Origin of the sequence: Streptomyces sp. ATCC 21386 (genome assembly GCF_018728545.1) — a bacterium.
Taxonomy (GTDB): Bacteria; Actinomycetota; Actinomycetes; order Streptomycetales; family Streptomycetaceae; genus Streptomyces.
The window spans coordinates 1,390,037-1,409,866 of record NZ_JAAVVL010000001.1 but is presented as its reverse complement, the minus strand read 5'-3'; the positions used below and the strand labels follow the sequence as shown (position 1 = coordinate 1,409,866).

The following is a 19,830-nucleotide window of genomic DNA, read 5'->3' as shown; positions in this document are numbered from 1 at the left end:
AGCCGTACCCCTTCCCCCCAGGTCCCCGTCCCCGCCGTCGCGGCCGTCGCGTGCTGCAGTTCATGGCGGCCTTCGTCGTGCTCACCGCGATCGGGGCGTATCTCACCGTGCAGTATCTGACCGGGGGGAACGGGACACCCCGGTGCGTGGTCGTGTCCGGGACGGACGACGGGGCGTCGTACGAGTTCACGCCCGAGCAGGCGGCCAACGCCGCGACGATCTCGGCGGTCGGCACCTCGCGCGAGCTGCCCGAGCGGGCCGTGACGATCGCGCTGGCGACCGCGCTGCAGGAGTCGAGCCTGCGCAACATCGCGCACGGCGACCGGGACTCGCTCGGCCTCTTCCAGCAGCGCCCGTCGCAGGGCTGGGGCACCGAGCAGCAGATCCAGGACCCGGTGTACGCGGCGGGTGAGTTCTACGAGCACCTCGTCAAGGTCGACGACTACGAGCGGCTGCCGCTGACCGTGGCCGCCCAGCGCGTGCAGCGCAGCGGCTACCCGGAGGCGTACGCCAAGCACGAGCCCGACGCCGCGCTGCTCGCCGCCGCGCTGACCGGGCGGTCGGCGGCCACGCTGACCTGCGAGGGGCGCCGGGACACGACCGGCACCGGCACCGCCTACACGGGCGGCCCGGACGCCGTGCGCAGCGCGCTCGCGCGGGACTTCGGGGACGAGTCGTTCGAGTCGGCCGCGGCGGTGGTGAGCTCCGAGGGCGGCGCATCGGCCGAGGCGAGCACGGCGCCGAGTCCGAGCGTCTCCCCCGCCGTCGGGACCGTGACCATCCCCCTCACGGACGCCGGGAACGCCGGAACCGCCGGGAACACCGACCGGATCCGGCAGCGCGGCTGGGAGCTGGCGCACTGGGCCGTGGCCAACTCCTCCCGGCTCGGGGTCGAGCGCGTCTCCTACGCGGGGCGCGAATGGGTCGCGGAGGGCCGGGCCGGGGCGTGGCGCAAGGCCCGGGGCGTGGCGGGCGGTGCGGCCGGCTCCGCCACCGAGGTCCGAATCGTCACTGGACAGTAGGCCGCACGGCTCACCCGTGCGGGGTAGGCGCGGCGCGTCGGGTGGACGGGGTGCGCGGGATTTCTCCGGCTCACCCCTGGCGCGCGGAATGCGTTGGGAACACAGGGCCGTAAGGATTCAGCAGACGGCCGACACAGGTGGCGTTTGTCCGACTGGATCCCCATTTGATCATGCGACGCATTGCCATTTCTTTACGTCGGGGCGCCGCAACCTTCGGGGACTTCGAGCGGTAGTCACTGCGTCCGAGCCCGGAACGGTCAACTCCCGGGCGCGGTCGGACACTTCAACGTTCTCTTCCGTCAAAGGAGCACCATGTCCCTCCCCCTGACCCGCCGGATCGCCCGTGCCGCGCTGCTGACCGCAGCGGGAGCGGCCTCCGTGGTCGGTGCGGCCGGCTCCGCGAGCGCGGCGCCCGAACTCCCGGCCACCCCGAACCTCGGCGGCCTGTCCGCCGTGGACGGGGCGAACGCGGGTAGCACCGTGGACGGCGCGACGCAGAACGTCACCGGAGTCGCGAGCGACGCCGGCACCAAGGCGTCCAAGCAGACCCTGCCGACCGTGAGCAAGACCGGCGGGAAGACCGTCAAGACGACGACCCCCGTCGCGCAGAAGGCCGCCGGTGAGGCCGCGGGATCCGCCGGCACCGTACTGGGTGACACGACCAAGACGGCGACGAAGGGCGGGCTGCCGACGGGGCAGCTGCCGGCCAAGAGCCCGCTGGGCTGACCTGCCGTACGTCGAAGGGGCCCGGGGAGACTCCCCGGGCCCCTTCGACGTCGTGTGTCCTACGCCTTGGTCAGGCGTTCCACCGCCGTCGCCACCCGCTCGTCCGTCGCCGTGAAGGCCACACGGACGTGGTGGTCGCCGGCCGGGCCGTAGAAGTCGCCGGGGGCCACGAGGATGCCGAGGTCGGCGAGGCTCGCGACCGTGGTCCAGCAGGACTCGTCCCGGGTGGCCCACAGGTAGAGGCTGGCCTCGCTGTGTTCGATGCGGAAGCCGTGGGCGACGAGGGCGTCGCGCAGGGCCGTGCGGCGGGCCGCGTAGCGGGCGCGCTGCTCCTGGACGTGGGCGTCGTCCCCGAGGGCCGCGACCACAGCGGCCTGGGTGGGGGCCGCGGTCATCATGCCGCCGTGCTTGCGGATCTGCAGGAGCGGGCCGAGGACGTCCGGGTCGCCGGCGAGGAAGGCCGCGCGGTAGCCCGCCAGGTTGGAGCGCTTGGAGAGGGAGTGGACGGCGACGATGCCCTCGTACGAGCCGCCGTTGACGTCCGGGTGGAGGACGGAGACCGGGTCGGCGTCCCAGCCCAGCTCCAGGTAGCACTCGTCGGAGAAGATCAGGATGCCGTGCGAGCGGGCCCACGCCACGATCCGGGTGAGCTCGTCCTTGGCGAGGACCCTGCCCGTGGGGTTGGACGGCGAGTTCAGCCAGAGGAGCTTCAGGCCGGCCGGCTCCAGGGTCGTGGGGTCGTCGTAGACCTCGTGGTGCGCGCGGGCGAGCCGGGCGCCCACCTCGTACGTCGGGTAGGCCAGGCGCGGGTACGCGACCCGGTCACCGGGGCCGAGGCCCAGCTGGGTGGGGAGCCAGGCCACCAGTTCCTTGGAGCCGACGATCGGCAGGACGTGGCGGTGGGTGACGTCGCGGGCGCCGAGACGGCGCTCCAGCCAGCCCGTGATCGCGTCGCGCAGTTCGACGGTGCCCCAGACGGTCGGGTAGCCCGGCGAGTCCGCCGCCGCGACCAGCGCTTTCTGGATCAGGTCGGGCACCGGGTCGACGGGGGTGCCGACGGAGAGGTCGACGATGCCGCCGGGGTGCGCGGCGGCCGTCGCCTTGTACGGCTCCAGCTTGTCCCAGGGGAAGGCGGGAAGGCGGTCGCTGACTGCGGACACGGGATCTGGCTCACTTTCTCGTGGCGAACGCCCCGGTCCCGTACGGCGATCATGGTGATCGGGCCGTACGGGACCGGGGCGGCGCGGACGCGGGCCGCCGGGGCGTCACCCCGGGGTCCGCGGCGTCGCTCTCAGGCCTGCGGCGGGAGTGCGGCGACGAAGGGGTGGTCGCGCTCGATCAGACCGAGCTTGCTGGCACCGCCGGGCGAGCCGAGCTCGTCGAAGAACTCGACGTTCGCCTTGTAGTAGTCCTTCCACTCCTCCGGGGTGTCGTCCTCGTAGAAGATCGCCTCGACCGGGCACACCGGCTCGCAGGCACCGCAGTCGACGCATTCATCCGGGTGGATGTAGAGGGACCGCTGACCCTCGTAGATGCAGTCGACCGGGCACTCCTCGATGCACGCCTTGTCCTTGACGTCGACACAAGGCTGCGCGATGACGTAGGTCACGCTGTCGTTCCTCCTCGATAGGGCGCTGGCGGGCCTCCTCAGGCTCCGCCGCCTGGCGCGCGGGAGCGCGGCGTCGTCGATGCCCGCACCTAGTATCTCCGTTCCTGGGCATGATCCGAACAGGAGGGGTGGACAGACCTGTGGAAATCTCTGCCGGTGGACGGCTCGAGATCCGAGTCTCCGCTGCTGACGTGGGCAAACGCGTATCGGTGCGGTGCGTCGACGACGCTGTCGCCGGGGCTGGGAAATTCACTGACACGGTTGGTGTTCTCACATCATGGGACGACGGTGTCCTGTTGATCACCCGCCGGAACGGGGAGCGGGCCCGGATCGAGGAGTCGTCGCTGGTCGCGGGGAAGGTCGTACCCGCCGCACCGGCCCGCCGGCGCGGGCCCGCCGCCACGTACGAGGAGCTGGCGCGGGTCGCCGCCCGGGCCTGGCAGCCGGTCGAACGGGAGCGGCTCGGCGACTGGGAGCTGCGGGCCGCCTCCGGCTTCACCCGACGCGCCAACTCGGTGTTGCCCCTGGGCGACCCCGGATTGCCCCTGGACGACGCCCTGACGGCCGTACGCGGCTGGTACGCGGCCCGCGGGCTGCCCGCCTTCATACAGCTCGCCACGGGCGCCGAGGGCACGCAGGAGCTGCTGTGCGCGGAGGTGGCGGACCGCGGCTGGGTCCGTGAGGTGAGCGCCGAGCTGTGGATCGGCTCGCTCGCGTCGGTCGCGGACCGGGAGTGGGCCGGGGTCGAGCTGTCGCGCACGGCGGACGAGGCGTGGCTCGGCCGCTACCAGCGCAAGGGGCTCGGTGAGGTCGCGCTGAAGGTGCTCGGGAGCGGGCCGTCGGTGTGGTTCGCAACCGTGCCGGGCGAGGAGGGCGCGGGGCCCGCCGCCATCGGGCGGTGCGTCGTGGACGGGCGGTGGGCCGGTTTCGCGGCCGTCGAGGTCGATCCCGCCCGGCGGCGGCGGGGGCTCGCCACGACCGTGATGGCCGCGCTGGCACAGCGGGCGCTGGACGAGGGCGCCTCGGCCGGGTGGCTCCAGGTGGAGACGGACAACGCGGGGGCGCGGGCGCTGTACGGGGGGATGGGGTTCGCGGCGCATCACGCGTACCACCACTACCGGGAGCCCGCGGACACCGGCAGCGGTGGGGGCTCCGGCTCCGGTGCGGGCTCCGGCTCCGGTTTCGCTCCGGGTGGATCGTCGTGAGCGGGCATCACCCGGCCGTGCCGGCGCCCTTTCCCCCGGAGCCGGAGCGGGCGGCCGAGGTGCGGCGGCGGTTCGCGCAGGAGGCGCGGGCCGAGCGGCCCGACCTGGCCCTGCTGTGTCTGCTGGTGGGCGCCGCGGGCGACGGGGCACTTGACGACGCGGGCGTCGACGCCGCCGAGATCGAGCTCGACCGGCTGGCCGGGCTGATGCCGTACCGGCCGGGCGCGCCGCGTGCGTGGGCGGTCGCGGCGGCCGAACTGCTCGGCGAGCGCTGTGGGTTCCGTGGGTCCGCCGGGGACTACCAGCGGCTGGAGTCCTCGCTGCTGCACCAGGTGCTCGAACGGCGCCGGGGGTTGCCGATCCTGTTGTCCGTGGTGTGGATGGAGGTGGCCCGGCGGGCGGGTGCGCCCGTGTACGGGGTCGCGCTGCCGGGTCACTTCGTGGTGGGGTTCGGGCCGCAGGAGGAGCAGGTGCTCGCCGATCCGTTCGACGGGGGGCGGGTGCTGAGCGGGAGCGACGCGGAGTTGCTGGTGGCCGGGGCGACGGGGGCTCCGCTGGACCCCGCGATGCTGAGCCCCGCCGATCCGCTGGACGTGGTGGTGCGGGTCCTCAACAACGTGCGGGCGTGGGCGGCGGCCCGGCCCGAGCGGACGGATGTGGCGTTGTGGGCGCTGGAGCTGTCGCTGGCCATGCCCTCGCATCCGGGGCGGTTGCGGTACGAGTGGGCGCGGTTGCTGGTGCAGCGTGGGGAGTTCGTGCGGGGCGCCGCCGCGTTGGAGGAGTACGCCGAGGTGGTGGCCGGGGTGGATGCCGGGGCCGCGGAGAAGATGCGGAGGCAGGCGGAGGCCGCTCGGGCTCGGTTGAACTGAGGGCGTTCTCGGGCATCGGAGGGACTGTGGGCGCCTCTTGCCCATGGGGTGGTGGTGCGTCGGCGGGTGCGGATGCGTCGTGGCTGGTCGCGCAGTTCCCCGCGCCCCCTGGCCCGCCGCAGACGTCGGCGGTCACAACCAGCCCTTCTCCCGCGCCGTCCTGACCGCCTCCGTCCTGTTTCTCACCGCCAGTTTGTGGATCGCCGTCGACAGGTAGTTGCGGACCGTGCCCTGCGAGAGGTGGAGGGCCTCGGCCAGTTCCGCGTTCGTCGAGCCGTCGGACGCCGCCCGCAGGACCTCGCGCTCACGGTCGGTGAGGGGGTTCGCGCCCTCGGCCAGGGCCGTCGCCGCGAGCGTCGGGTCGATGACGCGCTCGCCCGCGAGGACTCGGCGGACGGCGGATGCGAGCTGGGCGGCGGGGGCGTCCTTGACCAGGAAGGCGTCGGCGCCGGCCTCCATCGCGCCGCGGAGGTAGCCGGGGCGGCCGAAGGTGGTGAGGACGACCAGCTTCACCGCCGGGAGCGCCCGGTGGACCTCGGCGGCCGCCTCGATGCCCGTCGCGCCCGGCATCTCGATGTCGAGGAGTGCCACGTCGACGTCGTGGGCGCGGACGGCGGCCAGGACCTCGTCGCCGCGGGCCACCTGGGCCACGACCTCGATGTCGTCCTCCAGGCCGAGCAGGGCGGCCAGGGCCTCGCGGACCATGGACTGGTCCTCCGCCAGCAGGACCTTGATCGTGCGGGTCATGCGCCGGATCCTACGTCCGGGCCACAGGGTGCGGCGGGGGCCCGGGCCACCAGGCGGAAACCGTGCCGGGAGCGGCCTGCCTCCAGGGTTCCGCCCACCTTCGCCAACCGTTCGGAGAGGCCCGCCAGGCCGCTGCCCGTGCCCTCGCCGGGGGTGCCGCCCGGCGCGCCCCGTCCGTCGTCGTCCACGGTCAGTTCGAGCATCGGGCCGTCGAGGGTCTGGCGGCCGACCAGGTCCACCGTGCAGCGGCGGGCGCCGCTGTGCCGTACGACGTTGGTGACGGACTCGCGCAGGGCCCAGGCGAGGGCGGACTCGCTCTCCTCGGGCACGTCGGTGAGGTCGGGATCGGAGGGCAGTTCGGCGGTGATGCCGGCCGCCGTCAACGCGTCCCGGGCGCCCGCGAGTTCCGCGCCGAGTCGGGGGCGCCGGTAGCCGGTGACGGCCTCGCGGACGTCGACCAGGGCCTGGCGGCTGACCTGTTCGATGTCGGCGACCTGTTGGGCGGCGCGGTCGGGGTGGGCGGGGAGCATCCGGCCCGCCAGCTCGCTCTTGAGCGTGATCAGGGAGAGGGAGTGGCCGAGAAGGTCGTGCAGGTCACGGGCGAGGCGCAGGCGCTCCTCGTTCGCGGCGAGCTGGGCGACCGTGGCCCTGGCCTCGCGCAGTTCCTGCGTCGTGCGGACGAGTTCGCGTACGCCGGTCATGGCGAAGCCGCCGAGGAGGGCCGGCAGGAGCAGGGAGGTGAGGTAGGCATCGCCGCCCGGCACGGCGAGGGCGATGCCGGTGAGCAGGGCCGACACCGCCGGGATCGTGAAGCGGGCGAGCCGCGGCGGGAGGGCCGCGCCGGACGCGACCGACACATAGACGAAGAGGACGAGCCACTCGCGGCCGAGGCTGAGGGCGAGGAGCGAGGACTGGGCGGCGAGGACGGCGAGCGCGCCGAGCACCATCGGGGTGGTGTCGCGGCGGCCGGTGCGGAAGACCAGGACGAAGTACCAGGTGACGAAGGCGACCAGGCCGATCCAGCCGAGGACGACGACCCCGTCGCTGTGGCCCCCGTGCAGCAGGTCGCTGACGGGGGCGCTCAAATAGGCGAGCCAGATCCCGGTCCAGAGGAACTTGATCGCCCGCTGTCTGCGGTTCTGCGGGCGCTGCCCGATGCCGACGCCACTCACGCCTTCAGCGTGTCCTTCCGGTAGAGCCAGGCCGCGCCGCCCGTGAACAGGGCGAAGGAGACGGCCAGGATGACGAGGTCCCTGGTGTGCGGGGTCCGGCTCTGTTCGATGGCCTGGCCGAGGGAGGCGTACGCGTGGGTGGGCACCCACTTCGAGATGTTCTGCAGCCACTCGGGGAACGTCGTCGTCGGCATCCACAGGCCGCCGAGCATCGACAGGCCGAAGTAGACGATCATCGTGATCGGGCGGACCGCGTCACCGGTGGCGAGGTAGCCGAGGGCGACTCCGAGCGCGGCGAAGACCAGGCTGCCGGCCCAGATCCCGCCGGTGAGGGCGAACCAGTGCCAGGCGTCCAGGCGTACGTCCTTCACCACGGCCGCCACCACGAAGACGATCACGATGGACGGCAGGCTGACCACGGCCGCGCTCGCGGTCTTCGCGAGGACATAGCCGCGCCCCGGCAGCGTGGTGAGCCGCAACTGCCGTACCCAGCCGTCCTCGCGTTCCTTGGCGATGCGTTCGCTGTTGCCCATGAGGACGGCCGTCAGGGCGCCGAAGGAGGCCATGGAGACCATCATGTAGGTCGGCAGGGTCAGACCGGTGTCGCCGAGTTCGTCGGTACTGCCGGCGCTGCCCGCGATGAGCAGGAACAGCAGCGAGGGGTAGAGCACCGTGAAGAACATCGCCTTGCGGTTGCGCAGGGCGCGGACGAGTTCCAGCTTGATGAGGCTGTTCACTTCGACCTCGCCTCCTCGGCGGCGGTGATCGCGACGAAGGCCTGCTCCAGGCCGAGGCCGGTGACTTCGAGGTTGCGGGGGTGGAGGCCGAGCCCGTAGAGGGCGCGGACGGTCGCGTCGGCGTCGGTGGACTGGATGCGGATGGTACGGCCGGAGACGTCCAGCGTGGTCAGGAAGGGCAGGCTCCGCAGCCGTGCCTCGTCGGGCGGGCCGTCGGGCAGGTCGAAGGAGACGCTGCGGGCGCCCGCCCTGGCCTTGATCTCGGCCGCCGTGCCGTCGGCCAGCAGCCGGCCCCGGTGCAGGACGAGCACGCGGTCGGCGATGGCGTCGGCCTCTTCGAGGTGGTGGGTGGCGAAGAGGACGGTACGGCCCCGGGCGGCCTGTTCGCGCATGGTGACCCAGAAGGCCTGGCGGGCGGTGACGTCCATGCCGGTGGTGGGCTCGTCCAGGACGATCAGGTCGCTGTCGCCGGCCGTGGCGAGCGCGAAGCGGACCCGCTGGACCTGGCCGCCGGAGAGCTTGTGGACCTTGCGGTCGGCGATCTGGGTGACACCGGCACGGGCGAGGACCTCGGAGACCGGGTACGGCCTGGGGTGCAGCGCGCAGGCGAGCCGGACCAGTTCGGCGACCGTGACCTCGTCCATCAGGCCGCCGCTCTGCAGCATGGCGCCCACGCGTCCGGCGGTGATCGCCTCGCGCGGGCCGGTGCCGAAGAGGTCGAGGGTGCCACTGTCGGGGCTCTTGAGGCCGAGCAGCAGGTCGAGGGTGGTGGACTTGCCGGCCCCGTTCGGGCCCAGCAGGGCCACGGTCTCCCCCGGGTGCAGGGCGAGCGTCAGGCCGTCCACAGCCCGGACGTCGCCGTACGCCTTCGTCACGCGGTCGAACCTCACCACCGCGGAGTGGGGAGCCGCCGCCGTGGTCGTCGTGCTCGTCGTCGTGGTCGTCGTCATGGGCACCATCGTGGGCGCGCGGGGGGTGCGGGCGGCAGTGTCGGTCGTCCTCGCCCCGGGATGACAGAAGTCATACCCGCAGCCGTGACGAGGGGGCACCCGGATGTACCGGGTGCCCCCTCGTCGTGCCGTGCGATCCGCTCAGCGGCGCTCGCCGGGTGCCGCTAGCTCGGGTTCGTCTCGATGACGGCCGTGCGGTCGGTCGTGCTCTTCAGGGCCTGGCGGAGGGCGCCGTAGACGTCCTGCACGGTGACGGGGGTCTTCTCGCCGTTGCCGCGGGTGATGAGGACGTCGTCGAAGGTGCCGCCGTAGAGCTCCTTGAGGGCCTTCTCGTCGTAGGAGTCGACGAGCTTGCCGTCGACGGCCTTGACGGTGAGGAACTTCCAGAGGGAGTTCTCCGGGCTCAGCGGGACGCTGTGCGCGGCGTCGGTCTGGACGGTCACGGTGCCCGACATGGCAGGCTCCGCGAACTCCTTCATGAACCGGTCGACCTCGGCCTTGTCGACCGACGGCTCCTTGGTGGTGGTCGGGAGCTGCACCGTCGCTGGCTTGCCGGTCTCGACCTGGGTGCGGTAGGCCTCCTCGACGGCCTCGGTGGAGTCGTCGACGTCGATGCCCTTGCCGGCCTTGCCGTACACCGCGACGGCCTTGCCGGCCTCGTACTTGACGGTGCCGTCGCTCGCCGAGCCGGAGCTGCCTGCGGCGCGCCGCAGGGCGGCCTCCAGCTTCTCCTCGTCGACGGGCATGACCGGCTCGACGACCCGTTCCTGGCCGAAGAGCGCGCCGATCACGGAGACCGGGTTGTAGTCGCTGACGGCGGCGGCGCTGACCGTGGCCTGCTTGTCGAACTGGAGTCCGGCCTGGTCGGGCTTGAGGGAGACGGTCTCGCCGTCGACCGAGAGCTTCAGCGCCTCGTTCGTGCTCTTGCCGAAGGCCGCGTCCAGCTTGTTGACGGCCTCGTCACGGGTGCCGCCGCCGATGTCGACGCCGAGGACGGTGGTGCCCTTGGGGACGTCGGAGTGGTTCATCAGCAGACCGGCGCCGTAGACACCGCCGCCGAGGACGATCACTCCGCCGACGAGCAGGCCGAGCTTGCTGCGGCCCTTCTTCTTGGCCGGCTTGGCGGACTTGGTGTTCTTCGCCGGGCCGGACTTCTGCTGCGGGCCGGGGTCGGGCAGCTTCGGCGGGGTGTGCTGCACCGCGCCGTCGGGGCCGCCCGCGCCGAACGGCGTGCCCTGGGTGCCGGGGGGCACGACCGGGATGCCGCTGGTCAGGGTGTGGCCGGAGGGGTTGTCGACGAGCGGGCCGGAACCGCCGTAGCCCGGGGTGCCCGGTTCGGGGGCGGGCCGCTGCGGGGTGAGGACCGCGGTGTCGTCGCTGATGCCGCCGCCGGGGCGGGCGTAGGAGCCGGGCGCGGAGAAGTCGGCGTCGGGACCGCCGAAGGGGTTGCCCTGGTAACCGGGGCCGCCGGGACCGCCCTGGCCGGGCGGCGGGCCGAGCGGGCTGTCGCCGGTGACGGGGCCGCCGGTGGGGCCCGCCGGGCCGGGGCGGCCGCCGTTGTCCGAGAAGTACGGCAGGTCGTCGCGCTCGGGCTTGGTGCCGGCCAGCGCGGCCGAGACGTCGAAGGAGCCGGTGCCGCCGCCGTGGCCGGGAGCGACCGGCTGGCCGCCGGTGGCGCCCGGGAGTCCGGCGCCGTTCGTCCCGCCGGGCCGTGCGCCGGCGCCGGGACGCGGGCCGCCGGGCTGGGCAGCGGGTCCACCGGCCATCGGGCCGGGACCGCCGGGGCGGGCGCCCGTCCCGGGGGCGCCGGGGGCGGGCGTGCCCGTGCCGGAACCGCCGATCGAGCCGGTGGAGAGCCCGGCGCCGTTGCTGCCGCCGGTGTTCGTGCCCTTGGCGGGGGTGGCGCCCTTGCGTGGCGCGAACCAGTCGCTGGTGGGTTTGTCGTCGGCGGGTGCGGCCGGCTCCGGCGCGGGCGCAGGGGTGTCCGTGAACACGGGCATGGCCGTGGTGCCGGTGGTCTCCGACTCGGACCCGGTGTCGTCCGCCGAGCCGTCGCCGTCACCGACCGGCTTGCGGACGACGACCGGCGGGATGGGGCGCGAGCCGGGGATGTTGATCCGGACCCGCGTGGTCAGCGTGGTCTCGGTCTTGGGCCCGTCCGGCCGCTCACCCGCGGCGGACCGGGCCGCTTGGGCACCGGCCTCGGTGGCCATGGGCGTGCCGTACGGCGGTGTCCCCGACGGGTACGCGGTGCTGCCGCGCCCATTGGCCCCGGAGGACGAAGTGTCAGTTTCACGACTCAAGGCAGGTTCTCCCGGTTTGCTCCGCCGCCCGTCACGACCTCAACTCAGCGGGCAGCTCGGCGGCGCGCACCACCATACTGGCCACTTCCGGCGCGTATCCCACGACCGCGTGGGAAACCCACACGGGACCCGCACCGGCGCACTGCGGCGAAGTGGTACGTCACTTCCCAAGTCGGGCGTCGGGCCCGGTCGGTTGCCGTCCCCACCCAAGGGTGGCGCACATCACAGCCACAGCCATGCCGCCGAGCAGGAAGAGATACGAGCCCGCTCCCGCGCCGAACAGGAAGTCGCCCTCCGGCCGGGTGGACGTCAGCAGGACGACGGAGATCATCCAGCCGGCGGCCGGTGCAACGGCCCCGGCCCGGCCGCCCGTCGCCCGGGCGCCGCCCAGGAACAGCCCGGCCGCGCCCAGCAGCGCGAGCAGCAACCCCCCGGGGAACCAGGCCGCTTGGAGCAGCCCGCCGGCCACCCCGACCACGGCTCCCAGGACGAAGAGTCCCAGGTGCGCGGCGGCCCGTCCCAGCGGGGGGAACGTCAACGGCTGTGCGAGCGCGCTGCCTTGCCCGCCCGTCGGCCGGTCCTTCGCGGTCATCGCCGGCCCTCCTCTCGGCGGCCGTGCGTGCGCACCACTGCTGTGTCATACCCATGCGTACGCATCACAGGGCCGTTCCGTTCTGCTGTTTCCCGAAAGTCTGCCGTTCCGGGGAAGTCTGTCGCTCTTCGGGTGAAATGCCGGGGATCCCCTCGAACAAGTCGCTCTCCCGGCCGCCGCCTTCGCGTCCGCCCCGCACCAACTCGTAGTACTCGGTGGTCAGCAGCGGCTGGGCCAGCCGGTTGGAGAGCACGAAGTACGGCTCGGCGACCTCGATCTGCGTGGCGTGGGCGCGCATCGCGGCGGCCTTCGCGTCCGCGAAGCCGGTCCCGTCGATCTCGGTGGTGACGATGTGGTCGTCCACCACTCCGGGCACATCCGTGACGCTCGCGGCCCGCTCGAACGGCAGCCGGCCGGGCTCGGCGAGATCGCGGCGGAGCCGGTCGAAGCCCTCCAGGAGCACCCCGCGCGGCACCCGGTTCCAGTAGACCTTGGCGATCTCCCAGGGCTCGCCCAGGTCGGGGCGGTAGTCCGGGTCGGGGGCCAGGTCGGCGGCGCGCATGGCGACGCGGTGGGCCTGGATGTGGTCGGGGTGGCCGTAGCCGCCGTTCGGGTCGTAGGTGACGAGGACCTGGGGGCGTACCTCACGGATGACCTCGACCAGGTGGGCGGCGGCCTCGTCGACGTCGGCGGACCAGAAGGCGCCGGGGCGTTCGTTCTGTTCGACGCCCATCATCCCGGAGTCGCGGTAGCGGCCGGGGCCGCCGAGGAAGCGGTGGTCGGTGACGCCGAGCTTCTTCATGGCCTCGGCCAGCTCGTCCACCCGGTGCGGGCCCAGGGTGTCGTCGCGGTCGGGCGCGAGGTGGGCGAGGCCGGGCGGGATGACCTCGCCCTCCTCGCCGAGGGTGCAGGTCACCAGCGTCACGCGCGCGCCCTCGGCCGCGTACCTGGCCATGGTCGCGCCGTTGTTGATCGACTCGTCGTCCGGGTGCGCGTGCACCAGGAGCAGTCGGCGAGCGACGCCGGAGGGGCGTCCCCCCGGCCGAGGGCCGGAGGAGGGCAGATCCGTCATGGGGCCACCCTACGAGGCCCCCGGTTCGCGCCCGTGCCGGGCGCGGGCATTCACGGGAACGGTCGGCCGCGGGGGTCGCGGGCCCGGTGGGACGGACCCTGGGAGAGGCCCCCGGCGGCCGGAGGTCAGAACTTGATACTGCCGATCATGCCCGCGATGTTGGTCGTCAGCTCGCTGATCGTCGGCGCGATGGTCGAGGAGGCGAGATAGAACCCGAGCAGGATGCAGATGATCGCGTGTGGTGCCTTCAGCCCTGACTTCTTGATCAGGATGAAGACGATGATCGCCAGCAGCACCACCGCCGAAATCGAGAGTGCCACGGCGGCTCACCTCCAAAAGTTCCCTGGGACCTGGGGAGCGAAGCAGTTGTCGAGGGCTGACGGCGGGAGCGTCGTCAACCGGTGACGTGGGTGACGCAGTTGTAAATCCATACAGCGGCCAGCAGGTTCATACCCACCCAGCGGTAGTGATCATAACTATCCATACGCGCGCATCGGTCGGCGCACGGCCGCACAAGGGGGCGCATGGCCAATATGGTCGGAGCATGACGACCCAGCCCGAGTCCTTCCCTCGCCGACACGCCCGGACCCAACGTTTCTCCCTCGGCGCGCCGAGGGCTTTCTCCGTCGCTCCGGACGGTTCCCGCGTCGTGTTCCTGCGGTCCTCGTCCGGCACCGACCGGGCCAACAAACTGTGGGTGATGGACCTCGGGGACGGTGGTGAGCGCATGGCGGCCGACCCGGGCGCGCTGCTCGCGGGCTCCTCGGAGGAGTTGTCCGCCGAAGAGCGCGCGCGCCGTGAGCGTCTGCGCGAGGGCGGCGCCGGGATCGTCGCCTACGCCACCGACGGGGCCGTGGAGTTGGCCTCTTTCGCCTTGTCAGGGCGGCTTTTCGTGGCCGAGCTGCGGGCCGGGACGGCACGTGAACTGGACGTGCCCGGGCCGGTGATCGACCCCCGCCCCTCGCCCGACGGCCGGTACGTCGCGTACGTGGCCCGGGGCGCGCTGCGGGTGGTCGCGGCGGAGGGCGGTGCGGACCGGGCGCTCACCGAGGAGGCGGCGGGGAACGTCACTCACGGTCTGGCGGAGTTCATCGCGGCCGAGGAGATGGGCCGTTCACGCGGTTTCTGGTGGTCGCCGGAGTCGGACCGGCTGCTGGTGGCGCGTGTGGACGACACGCCGGTGCGCCGCTGGTGGATCTCGGACCCCGCGCAGCCGGAAAAAGACCCGCAGCAGGTGGCGTACCCGGCGGCCGGGACCGCCAACGCGGAGGTGCGGCTCTTCGTGATCGACCTCGCCGGGGCCCGCACGGAGGTCGTGTGGGACCGGGCGCGTTACCCCTATCTGGCGCATGTGCACTGGTCAGCGGCGGGTGCGCCGCTGATCCTGGTGCAGGCGCGGGACCAGCGCAGCCAGCTGTTCCTGGCCGTGGACCCGGACACGGGGGCGACCCGGATGGTGCACGCCGACGAAGATCCACATTGGCTTGATCTTTTCCCCGGGGCGCCGGCGTGGAGTCCGTCGGGCCGGCTCGTGCGTGTCGCGGACGAGGGCGGCGCGCGGGTGCTCGCGGTCGGTGAACGCCCTTTGACGGGGCCGCAGTTGCAGGTCCGCGCGGTGCTCGACGTCGCGGACGCCGATGTGCTGGTCTCCGCCTCGGCGGGTGAGGCGGCCGCGGACCCGGAGATCGGCGAGATCCACGTCTACCGCGTGAACGAGCTGGGCGTGGAGCGCGTCTCACAGGAGCCCGGCGTGCACTCGGCGGTGCGCGCCGGGGGCGTGACCGTGCTCGTCTCGGCCGTTCCGGGGCGGGCCGGAGCCCGGGCGCAGGTGCTGCGGGACGGCACGCCGGTGGCGACCGTGGAGTCTTATGCCGAAGATCCCGGTATGTCACCGCGCGTGCAGTTCACACAGGGGGGCGCACGCCGCGTACCGTGCGCCCTGCTTATGCCGAGCGACTACGACGGGGTCACACCCCTACCGGTCCTCATGGACCCCTACGGCGGTCCGCACGGCCCCCGGGTGCTCGCCGCACACAACGCGCACCTCACCTCGCAGTGGTTCGCCGACCAGGGTTTCGCGGTGGTGGTCGCCGACGGACGCGGGACCCCCGGCCGCTCCCCCGCCTGGGAGAAGGAGATCGACGGCGACTTCACCCTCTCCCTGGACGACCAGGTGGAGGCGCTGCACGACCTGGCGAAGTCCCACCCGCTGGACCTCTCCCGGGTCGCGATCCGCGGCTGGTCGTACGGCGGCTGGCTCGCGGCCCTCGCGGTGCTGCGTCGCCCGGACGTCTTCCACGCCGGCATCGCGGGCGCCCCGGTCACCGACTGGCGGCTCTACGACACGCACTACACCGAGCGGTACCTGGGCGATCCCGCCAAGAACGCGGCGGCGTACGCGAGAAGTTCCCTGATCACGGACGAGGGTCTGTCCTCGCCCGCCGAGCCGCACCGCCCGCTGATGGTCGTGCACGGCACCGCCGACGACAACGTGGTCTTCGCCCACGCGCTGCGGCTGTCCTCCGCGCTGCTCGCCGCCGGCCGCCCGCACGAGGTGCTGCCGCTCTCCGGCGTCACCCACATGACCCCGCAGGAACAGGTCGCCGAGAACCTGCTGTTGCTCCAGGTCGACTTCCTGAAGCGTTCGCTGGGGCTCGTCTAGGCGGTAGCGGAGTCGGGCACGGCAACGGGCCGGGGCTACATGGCGAGCCCCGGCCCGTTTACGGCACCCGCACGGCCGTACGCGTTTTAGATTCGCGCGTCCGTATATCGGAACGACGACAGTCAAGTTGCCTGCGTGTTAACGCGGTTGGTGCGCATTTGTACGCCTATTCCGCCCCATCCACATGATCGTCCGGCGGTACGACACGCTTCTCCTCCGCGAAATGGCAGGCCGAGTCATGGGCGGCCGGGCCGGTGGTGAGCCGGAACTCCGCGGGGACCGCCAGCAGCGGCACCTCCAGCGCACAGCGCTCCTGGGCCTTCCAGCACCGCGTGCGGAAGCGGCATCCGGACGGGATGTTCGTCGGGGAGGGCACGTCACCGAAGAGGATGATCCGTTCCCGGTGCTCGCGGGCCTCGGGGTCGGGGACGGGCACGGCGGACAGCAGCGCCTGCGTGTAGGGATGCGTCGGGTGGTCGTAGATCTCGGCGTCCCGGCCGATCTCCACGATCCGCCCCAGGTACATCACCCCGACCCGGTCGGAGATGTGCCGCACGATCGACAGGTCGTGGGCGATGAAGACGTAACTCAGTCCGAACTCGCCCTGGAGACGGTCCAGCAGGTTGATGACCTGGGCCTGGACGGAGACGTCCAGGGCGGAGACGGGCTCGTCGGCGACGATGATCTCGGGGCGCAGCGCCAGCCCCCGGGCGATGCCGATGCGCTGGCGCTGGCCGCCGGAGAACTGGTGCGGATAGCGGTTGATGTACTCGGGGTTGAGGCCGACCACGTCGAGGAGCTCCTGCACCCGGCGCCGGCGGTCGCCCTTCGGCGCGACCTCGGGGTGGATGTCGTACGGCTCCCCGATGATGTCGCCCACGGTCATCCGGGGGTTGAGGGAGGTGTACGGGTCCTGGAAGACCATCTGGATGTTGCGGCGGACGGTCTTGAGCGCCCGGCCGGAGAGCTTGGTGATGTCCTCGCCCTTGTAGCGGATCGCCCCGGCGGTCGGCCGCTCCAGGTGGACCAGCATCTTGGCGACCGTGGACTTGCCGCAGCCGGACTCGCCGACGATGCCGAGGGTCTCGCCCCGGCCGAGGGCGAAGTCGACGCCGTCGACCGCCTTCACGGCGCCGACCTGCTTCTTGAAGAGGATGCCCTCGGTGAGCGGGTAGTGCTTGACCAGGCCGCTGACCTCCAGGATCGGCTCAGCCGGCGGGGCGGTCGTGGATGTCGTGGTCATCGAGGCACTCCCTCCAGAAGTGGCAGGCGCTCAGCCGGATCCCGTCCGCAGGCTCCACGTCGTACAGCGGGGGTACGTCGGTCCGGCACACGTCGCGGGCCATCGGGCAGCGGGGGTTGAAGGCGCACCCGGGCGGGATGTCCATGAGGTTGGGCGGCAGGCCCTTGATGGCGTAGAGCTCCTGGCCCTTCTGGTCCAGGCGCGGGATCGAGTCGAGCAGGCCGCGCGTGTACGGGTGGGCCGGGGCCTTGTAGATGTCGTGGACGGGCGCGGACTCCACGATCCGGCCCGCGTACATCACGGCGATGCGGTCGGCGACGTCCGCGACGACGCCGAGGTCGTGGGTGATGAGGATCAGGCCCATGTCCAGCTCCCGCCGGAGTTCGGCGAGGAGGTCCATGACCTGGGCCTGGACGGTGACGTCCAGGGCGGTCGTCGGTTCGTCGGCGATGATCAGCGCGGGTTCGAGGGCCAGCGCCATCGCGATCATGATGCGCTGGCGCATGCCGCCGGAGAACTGGTGCGGATAGTCCCGTACGCGCTCCTTGGCGGCCGGGATGCGGACCCGGTCCATCAGCTCGACGGCCTTGGCGCGGGCGTCCTTCTTCGACATGCCCCGGTGCACGACGAACATCTCGCCGAGCTGGTCGCCGACGGAGAGGACGGGGTTGAGGGAGGACAGGGCGTCCTGGAAGATCATCGCCATCTCGGCGCCCCGGACCTTGCGGCGCTCGTCCTCCTTGAGCTTCAGCAGGTCCCGGCCCTTGAAGAGGATCTCGCCGCCGGTGATCCTGCCGGGCGGCATGTCGAGGATGCCCATGATCGCCTGCGCGGTGACCGACTTCCCCGAGCCCGACTCCCCCAGCACGGCCAGGGTCTGCCCCTCGTCCACGCCGTAGTCGACCCCGTTGACGGCCTTGGCGACCCCGTCCCGGGTGCGGAACTCCACGTGCAGATCACGCACTTCGAGCAGCATGGCGGCACCTCACCTCAACTTCGGGTCGAGGGCGTCGCGTACGGCGTCGCCCAGCATGATGAACGCGAGGACGGTGATCGCCAGGGCGCCGGAGGGCCACAGCAGGGCATGCGGGGCGTTGCGGATGTAGGGGGAGGCGGCGGAGATGTCGATGCCCCAGGAGACGCTCGGCGGTTTCAGGCCCACGCCCAGGTACGACAGGGTCGCCTCCAGGGCAATGTACGTGCCGAGGGCGATGGTGGCCACGACGATGACCGGGGCGACCGCGTTCGGTGTGATGTGGCGCAGCAGCATGCGGGAGTTGGAGGCACCGAGGGCGCGGGCGGCCTGCACGTAGTCGTTCTGTTTGGCGGTGATGACCGAGCCGCGGGCGATGCGGGAGATCTGCGGCCAGCCCAGCAGCACCATGAAGCCGATCACGGGCCAGATGCTGTTGCTGGTGACCACGGAGAGCAGCACCAGACCGCCGAGGACCACCGGGATCGCGAAGAAGACGTCGGTGATCCGGGACAGGATCGAGTCCGGGAAGCCCCCGAAGAACCCGGCGAGCCCGCCGAGCACCGACCCGAGGATCGCGACGCCGAGCGTGGCACAGACGCCGACGGCGATGGAGACCCGCGCGCCGTAGACGGTACGGGTGTAGACGTCGCAGCCCTGGCCGTCGTACCCGAACGGGTGACCGGGTTGCGCGCCCTCCTGGGCCTTGGCGAGGTCGCACTTGAGGGGGTTGCCGGAGGCGATCAGCGACGGCCAGAGAGAGATGACGACCAGGAAGAGGATCACCAGGGCCGAGATGATGAAGACGGGGTTGCGCCGCAGGTCGCGCCAGGCGTCGGACCAGAGGCTGCGGGCCTTGTCGGCCGGGCCGCCCGCGTCGGCGTTGCCGAGCCGCTTCTCCAAGGTCTCCCCCTCGGTGGTGGCCAGGTCCATGGTGCCGTCCTGACCCGTCGCGGCGATCGCCCCGCCCTCGGGGACGCGCTGGCCGCCCGAGACGTGCGGCTCCTCCGGATGCGGCTCAGGCATAGCGGATCCTCGGGTCGAGTACGGCGTAGAGGAGGTCGACGAGCAGGTTGGCGATGAGGAACACCAGGACCAGGACGGTCACGAAGCCGACGACGGTCTGGGTGTTCTGGCGCAGGATGCCCTGGTAGAGCTGGTATCCGACGCCGTGGATGTTGAAGATCCGCTCGGTGACGATGGCTCCGCCCATCAGCGCGCCGATGTCGGTGCCGATGAAGGTGACCACGGGGATCAGGGAGTTCCGCAGCAGGTGCTTGCGGATCACCCGGTGCCGGGGCAGCCCCTTGGCGACGGCGGTGCGGACGTAGTCGGCGCGGGCGTTCTCGGCGATGGACGTCCGGGTCAGGCGGGTGACGTACGCGAGGGAGACGGAGGCGAGGACGAGCCCGGGGACGATCAGCTCGTCGAAGGGCGCCTCGGAGGAGACGGACGGGCGGATCCAGCCCCACTCGACGCCCAGCAGCAGTTGGAGCAGCAGACCGGTGACGAAGGTGGGGACGGAGATGACGACCAGGGTGACCACCAGCGCCCCGGTGTCGACGGGCCGCCCGCGCCGCAGGCCGGTGACGACACCGAGGGTGATGCCGATGACGATCTCGAACAGGATCGCGACGATCGTCAGCCGGATGGTGACGGGGAAGGCGGAGGCCATCAGCTCCGTGACCTCCTGCCCGTTGAACGCGGTGCCGAAGTCGCCGGTGAAGACGTTGCCCATGTAGGTCAGGTACTGCTGCCCCACGGGCTTGTCGAGGCCGAACTCCCGTCTGAGCTGGGCGGCCGTCGCCGGATCGCACTCCCGGTCGCCGCAGAGGCCCGCGATGGGGTCGCCCATCACGTTCACCATCAGGAAGATCAGGAGGGTGGCGCCCACGAAGACCGGGATCATCTGCAGCAGGCGCCGGGCGACGTACCGTCCCACGGGAGG

The 19,830-nt window shown here is 72.2% G+C and carries 19 protein-coding genes; 5 read left to right on the top strand and 14 right to left on the bottom strand.

All coding sequences use genetic code 11. The annotated features are described in order from the left end of the window. Positions 1 to 62: 62 nt before the first annotated feature. Both GWK25_RS06190 and GWK25_RS06185 read left to right on the top strand, forming a co-directional pair. Positions 63 to 1,022 carry a heavy metal transporter gene (locus GWK25_RS06190; RefSeq protein WP_251828740.1) on the top strand — a complete coding sequence of 320 codons (960 nt, stop codon included), beginning with the start codon at positions 63 to 65 and terminating at the stop codon, positions 1,020 to 1,022. A 312-nt stretch (positions 1,023 to 1,334) separates the two neighbouring features. Further along, positions 1,335 to 1,748, top strand: a complete 414-nt coding sequence (locus GWK25_RS06185) for a hypothetical protein (RefSeq protein ID WP_045559111.1) — start codon at positions 1,335 to 1,337, stop codon at positions 1,746 to 1,748. A gap of 59 nt (positions 1,749 to 1,807) precedes the next feature. On the opposite strand, the gene GWK25_RS06180 is transcribed toward GWK25_RS06185, so the two are convergent. After that, entirely contained in the window at positions 1,808 to 2,908 is a 1,101-nt protein-coding gene (locus GWK25_RS06180; RefSeq protein ID WP_215448851.1) for a bifunctional succinyldiaminopimelate transaminase/glutamate-prephenate aminotransferase, read from the bottom strand. A 131-nt stretch (positions 2,909 to 3,039) separates the two neighbouring features. Further along, complete coding sequence (gene fdxA, locus GWK25_RS06175) at positions 3,040 to 3,357, bottom strand: ferredoxin (RefSeq protein ID WP_005480604.1); 318 nt, start codon at positions 3,355 to 3,357, stop codon at positions 3,040 to 3,042. Positions 3,358 to 3,497: 140 nt separating this feature from the next. Between fdxA and GWK25_RS06170 the strand changes: the two genes are divergently transcribed. Further along, positions 3,498 to 4,562 carry a GNAT family N-acetyltransferase gene (locus tag GWK25_RS06170; protein ID WP_215448850.1) on the top strand — a complete coding sequence of 355 codons (1,065 nt, stop codon included), beginning with the start codon at positions 3,498 to 3,500 and terminating at the stop codon, positions 4,560 to 4,562. Positions 4,563 to 4,579: 17 nt separating this feature from the next. Then, positions 4,580 to 5,431: a transglutaminase-like domain-containing protein gene (locus GWK25_RS06165; RefSeq protein ID WP_374105850.1), complete on the top strand. Its 852-nt coding sequence runs from the start codon at positions 4,580 to 4,582 to the stop codon at positions 5,429 to 5,431. A gap of 132 nt (positions 5,432 to 5,563) precedes the next feature. On the opposite strand, the gene GWK25_RS06160 is transcribed toward GWK25_RS06165, so the two are convergent. The 8 genes from GWK25_RS06160 to GWK25_RS06125 all read right to left on the bottom strand — a co-directional run bounded on the left by GWK25_RS06160 (position 5,564) and on the right by GWK25_RS06125 (position 13,324). Beyond that, entirely contained in the window at positions 5,564 to 6,178 is a 615-nt protein-coding gene (locus GWK25_RS06160; RefSeq protein ID WP_215448848.1) for a response regulator transcription factor, read from the bottom strand. Next, positions 6,175 to 7,350, bottom strand: coding sequence for a histidine kinase (locus tag GWK25_RS06155; RefSeq protein WP_215448847.1), 1,176 nt, complete (start codon positions 7,348 to 7,350; stop codon positions 6,175 to 6,177). The genes GWK25_RS06160 and GWK25_RS06155 overlap by 4 nt, the downstream gene beginning before the upstream one ends. Then, on the bottom strand, positions 7,347 to 8,087 hold the full coding sequence (locus tag GWK25_RS06150; protein ID WP_215448846.1) for an ABC transporter permease: 741 nt from the start codon (positions 8,085 to 8,087) through the stop codon (positions 7,347 to 7,349). The genes GWK25_RS06155 and GWK25_RS06150 overlap by 4 nt, the downstream gene beginning before the upstream one ends. Beyond that, entirely contained in the window at positions 8,084 to 9,037 is a 954-nt protein-coding gene (locus GWK25_RS06145) for an ABC transporter ATP-binding protein (protein ID WP_251828738.1), read from the bottom strand. The genes GWK25_RS06150 and GWK25_RS06145 overlap by 4 nt, the downstream gene beginning before the upstream one ends. A 164-nt stretch (positions 9,038 to 9,201) precedes the next feature. Continuing rightward, positions 9,202 to 11,250 carry a hypothetical protein gene (locus GWK25_RS06140; RefSeq protein WP_251828737.1) on the bottom strand — a complete coding sequence of 683 codons (2,049 nt, stop codon included), beginning with the start codon at positions 11,248 to 11,250 and terminating at the stop codon, positions 9,202 to 9,204. A gap of 250 nt (positions 11,251 to 11,500) precedes the next feature. Further along, complete coding sequence (locus GWK25_RS06135) at positions 11,501 to 11,932, bottom strand: DUF6113 family protein (RefSeq protein ID WP_215448843.1); 432 nt, start codon at positions 11,930 to 11,932, stop codon at positions 11,501 to 11,503. 64 nt (positions 11,933 to 11,996) lie between these two features. Then, entirely contained in the window at positions 11,997 to 13,004 is a 1,008-nt protein-coding gene (gene mshB / locus GWK25_RS06130) for an N-acetyl-1-D-myo-inositol-2-amino-2-deoxy-alpha-D-glucopyranoside deacetylase (protein WP_215448842.1), read from the bottom strand. 125 nt (positions 13,005 to 13,129) lie between these two features. Next, positions 13,130 to 13,324, bottom strand: coding sequence for a hypothetical protein (locus tag GWK25_RS06125; RefSeq protein ID WP_005480627.1), 195 nt, complete (start codon positions 13,322 to 13,324; stop codon positions 13,130 to 13,132). 224 nt (positions 13,325 to 13,548) lie between these two features. Between GWK25_RS06125 and GWK25_RS06120 the strand changes: the two genes are divergently transcribed. Further along, a complete protein-coding gene (locus tag GWK25_RS06120; RefSeq protein WP_215448841.1) occupies positions 13,549 to 15,666 on the top strand; it encodes a S9 family peptidase in 2,118 nt (705 codons plus the stop codon). A gap of 166 nt (positions 15,667 to 15,832) precedes the next feature. Here GWK25_RS06120 and GWK25_RS06115 read toward each other — a convergent pair whose 3' ends face one another. Genes GWK25_RS06115 through GWK25_RS06100 form a run of 4 tightly spaced genes read right to left on the bottom strand, consistent with a single transcriptional unit; the run spans position 15,833 to position 19,824 of the window. Beyond that, the gene (locus GWK25_RS06115; protein WP_215448840.1) at positions 15,833 to 16,909 is read right to left on the bottom strand and encodes an ABC transporter ATP-binding protein; all 1,077 of its coding nucleotides are present in this window, start codon (positions 16,907 to 16,909) and stop codon (positions 15,833 to 15,835) included. Continuing rightward, a complete protein-coding gene (locus tag GWK25_RS06110; RefSeq protein ID WP_215448839.1) occupies positions 16,875 to 17,885 on the bottom strand; it encodes an ABC transporter ATP-binding protein in 1,011 nt (336 codons plus the stop codon). Before GWK25_RS06110 ends, GWK25_RS06115 begins: the two co-directional genes overlap by 35 nt. Positions 17,886 to 17,894: 9 nt before the next feature. Then, on the bottom strand, positions 17,895 to 18,908 hold the full coding sequence (locus GWK25_RS06105) for an ABC transporter permease (RefSeq protein WP_215448838.1): 1,014 nt from the start codon (positions 18,906 to 18,908) through the stop codon (positions 17,895 to 17,897). Then, complete coding sequence (locus GWK25_RS06100) at positions 18,901 to 19,824, bottom strand: ABC transporter permease (RefSeq protein ID WP_184899092.1); 924 nt, start codon at positions 19,822 to 19,824, stop codon at positions 18,901 to 18,903. Before GWK25_RS06100 ends, GWK25_RS06105 begins: the two co-directional genes overlap by 8 nt. Between the last annotated feature and the right edge of the window lie 6 nt (positions 19,825 to 19,830).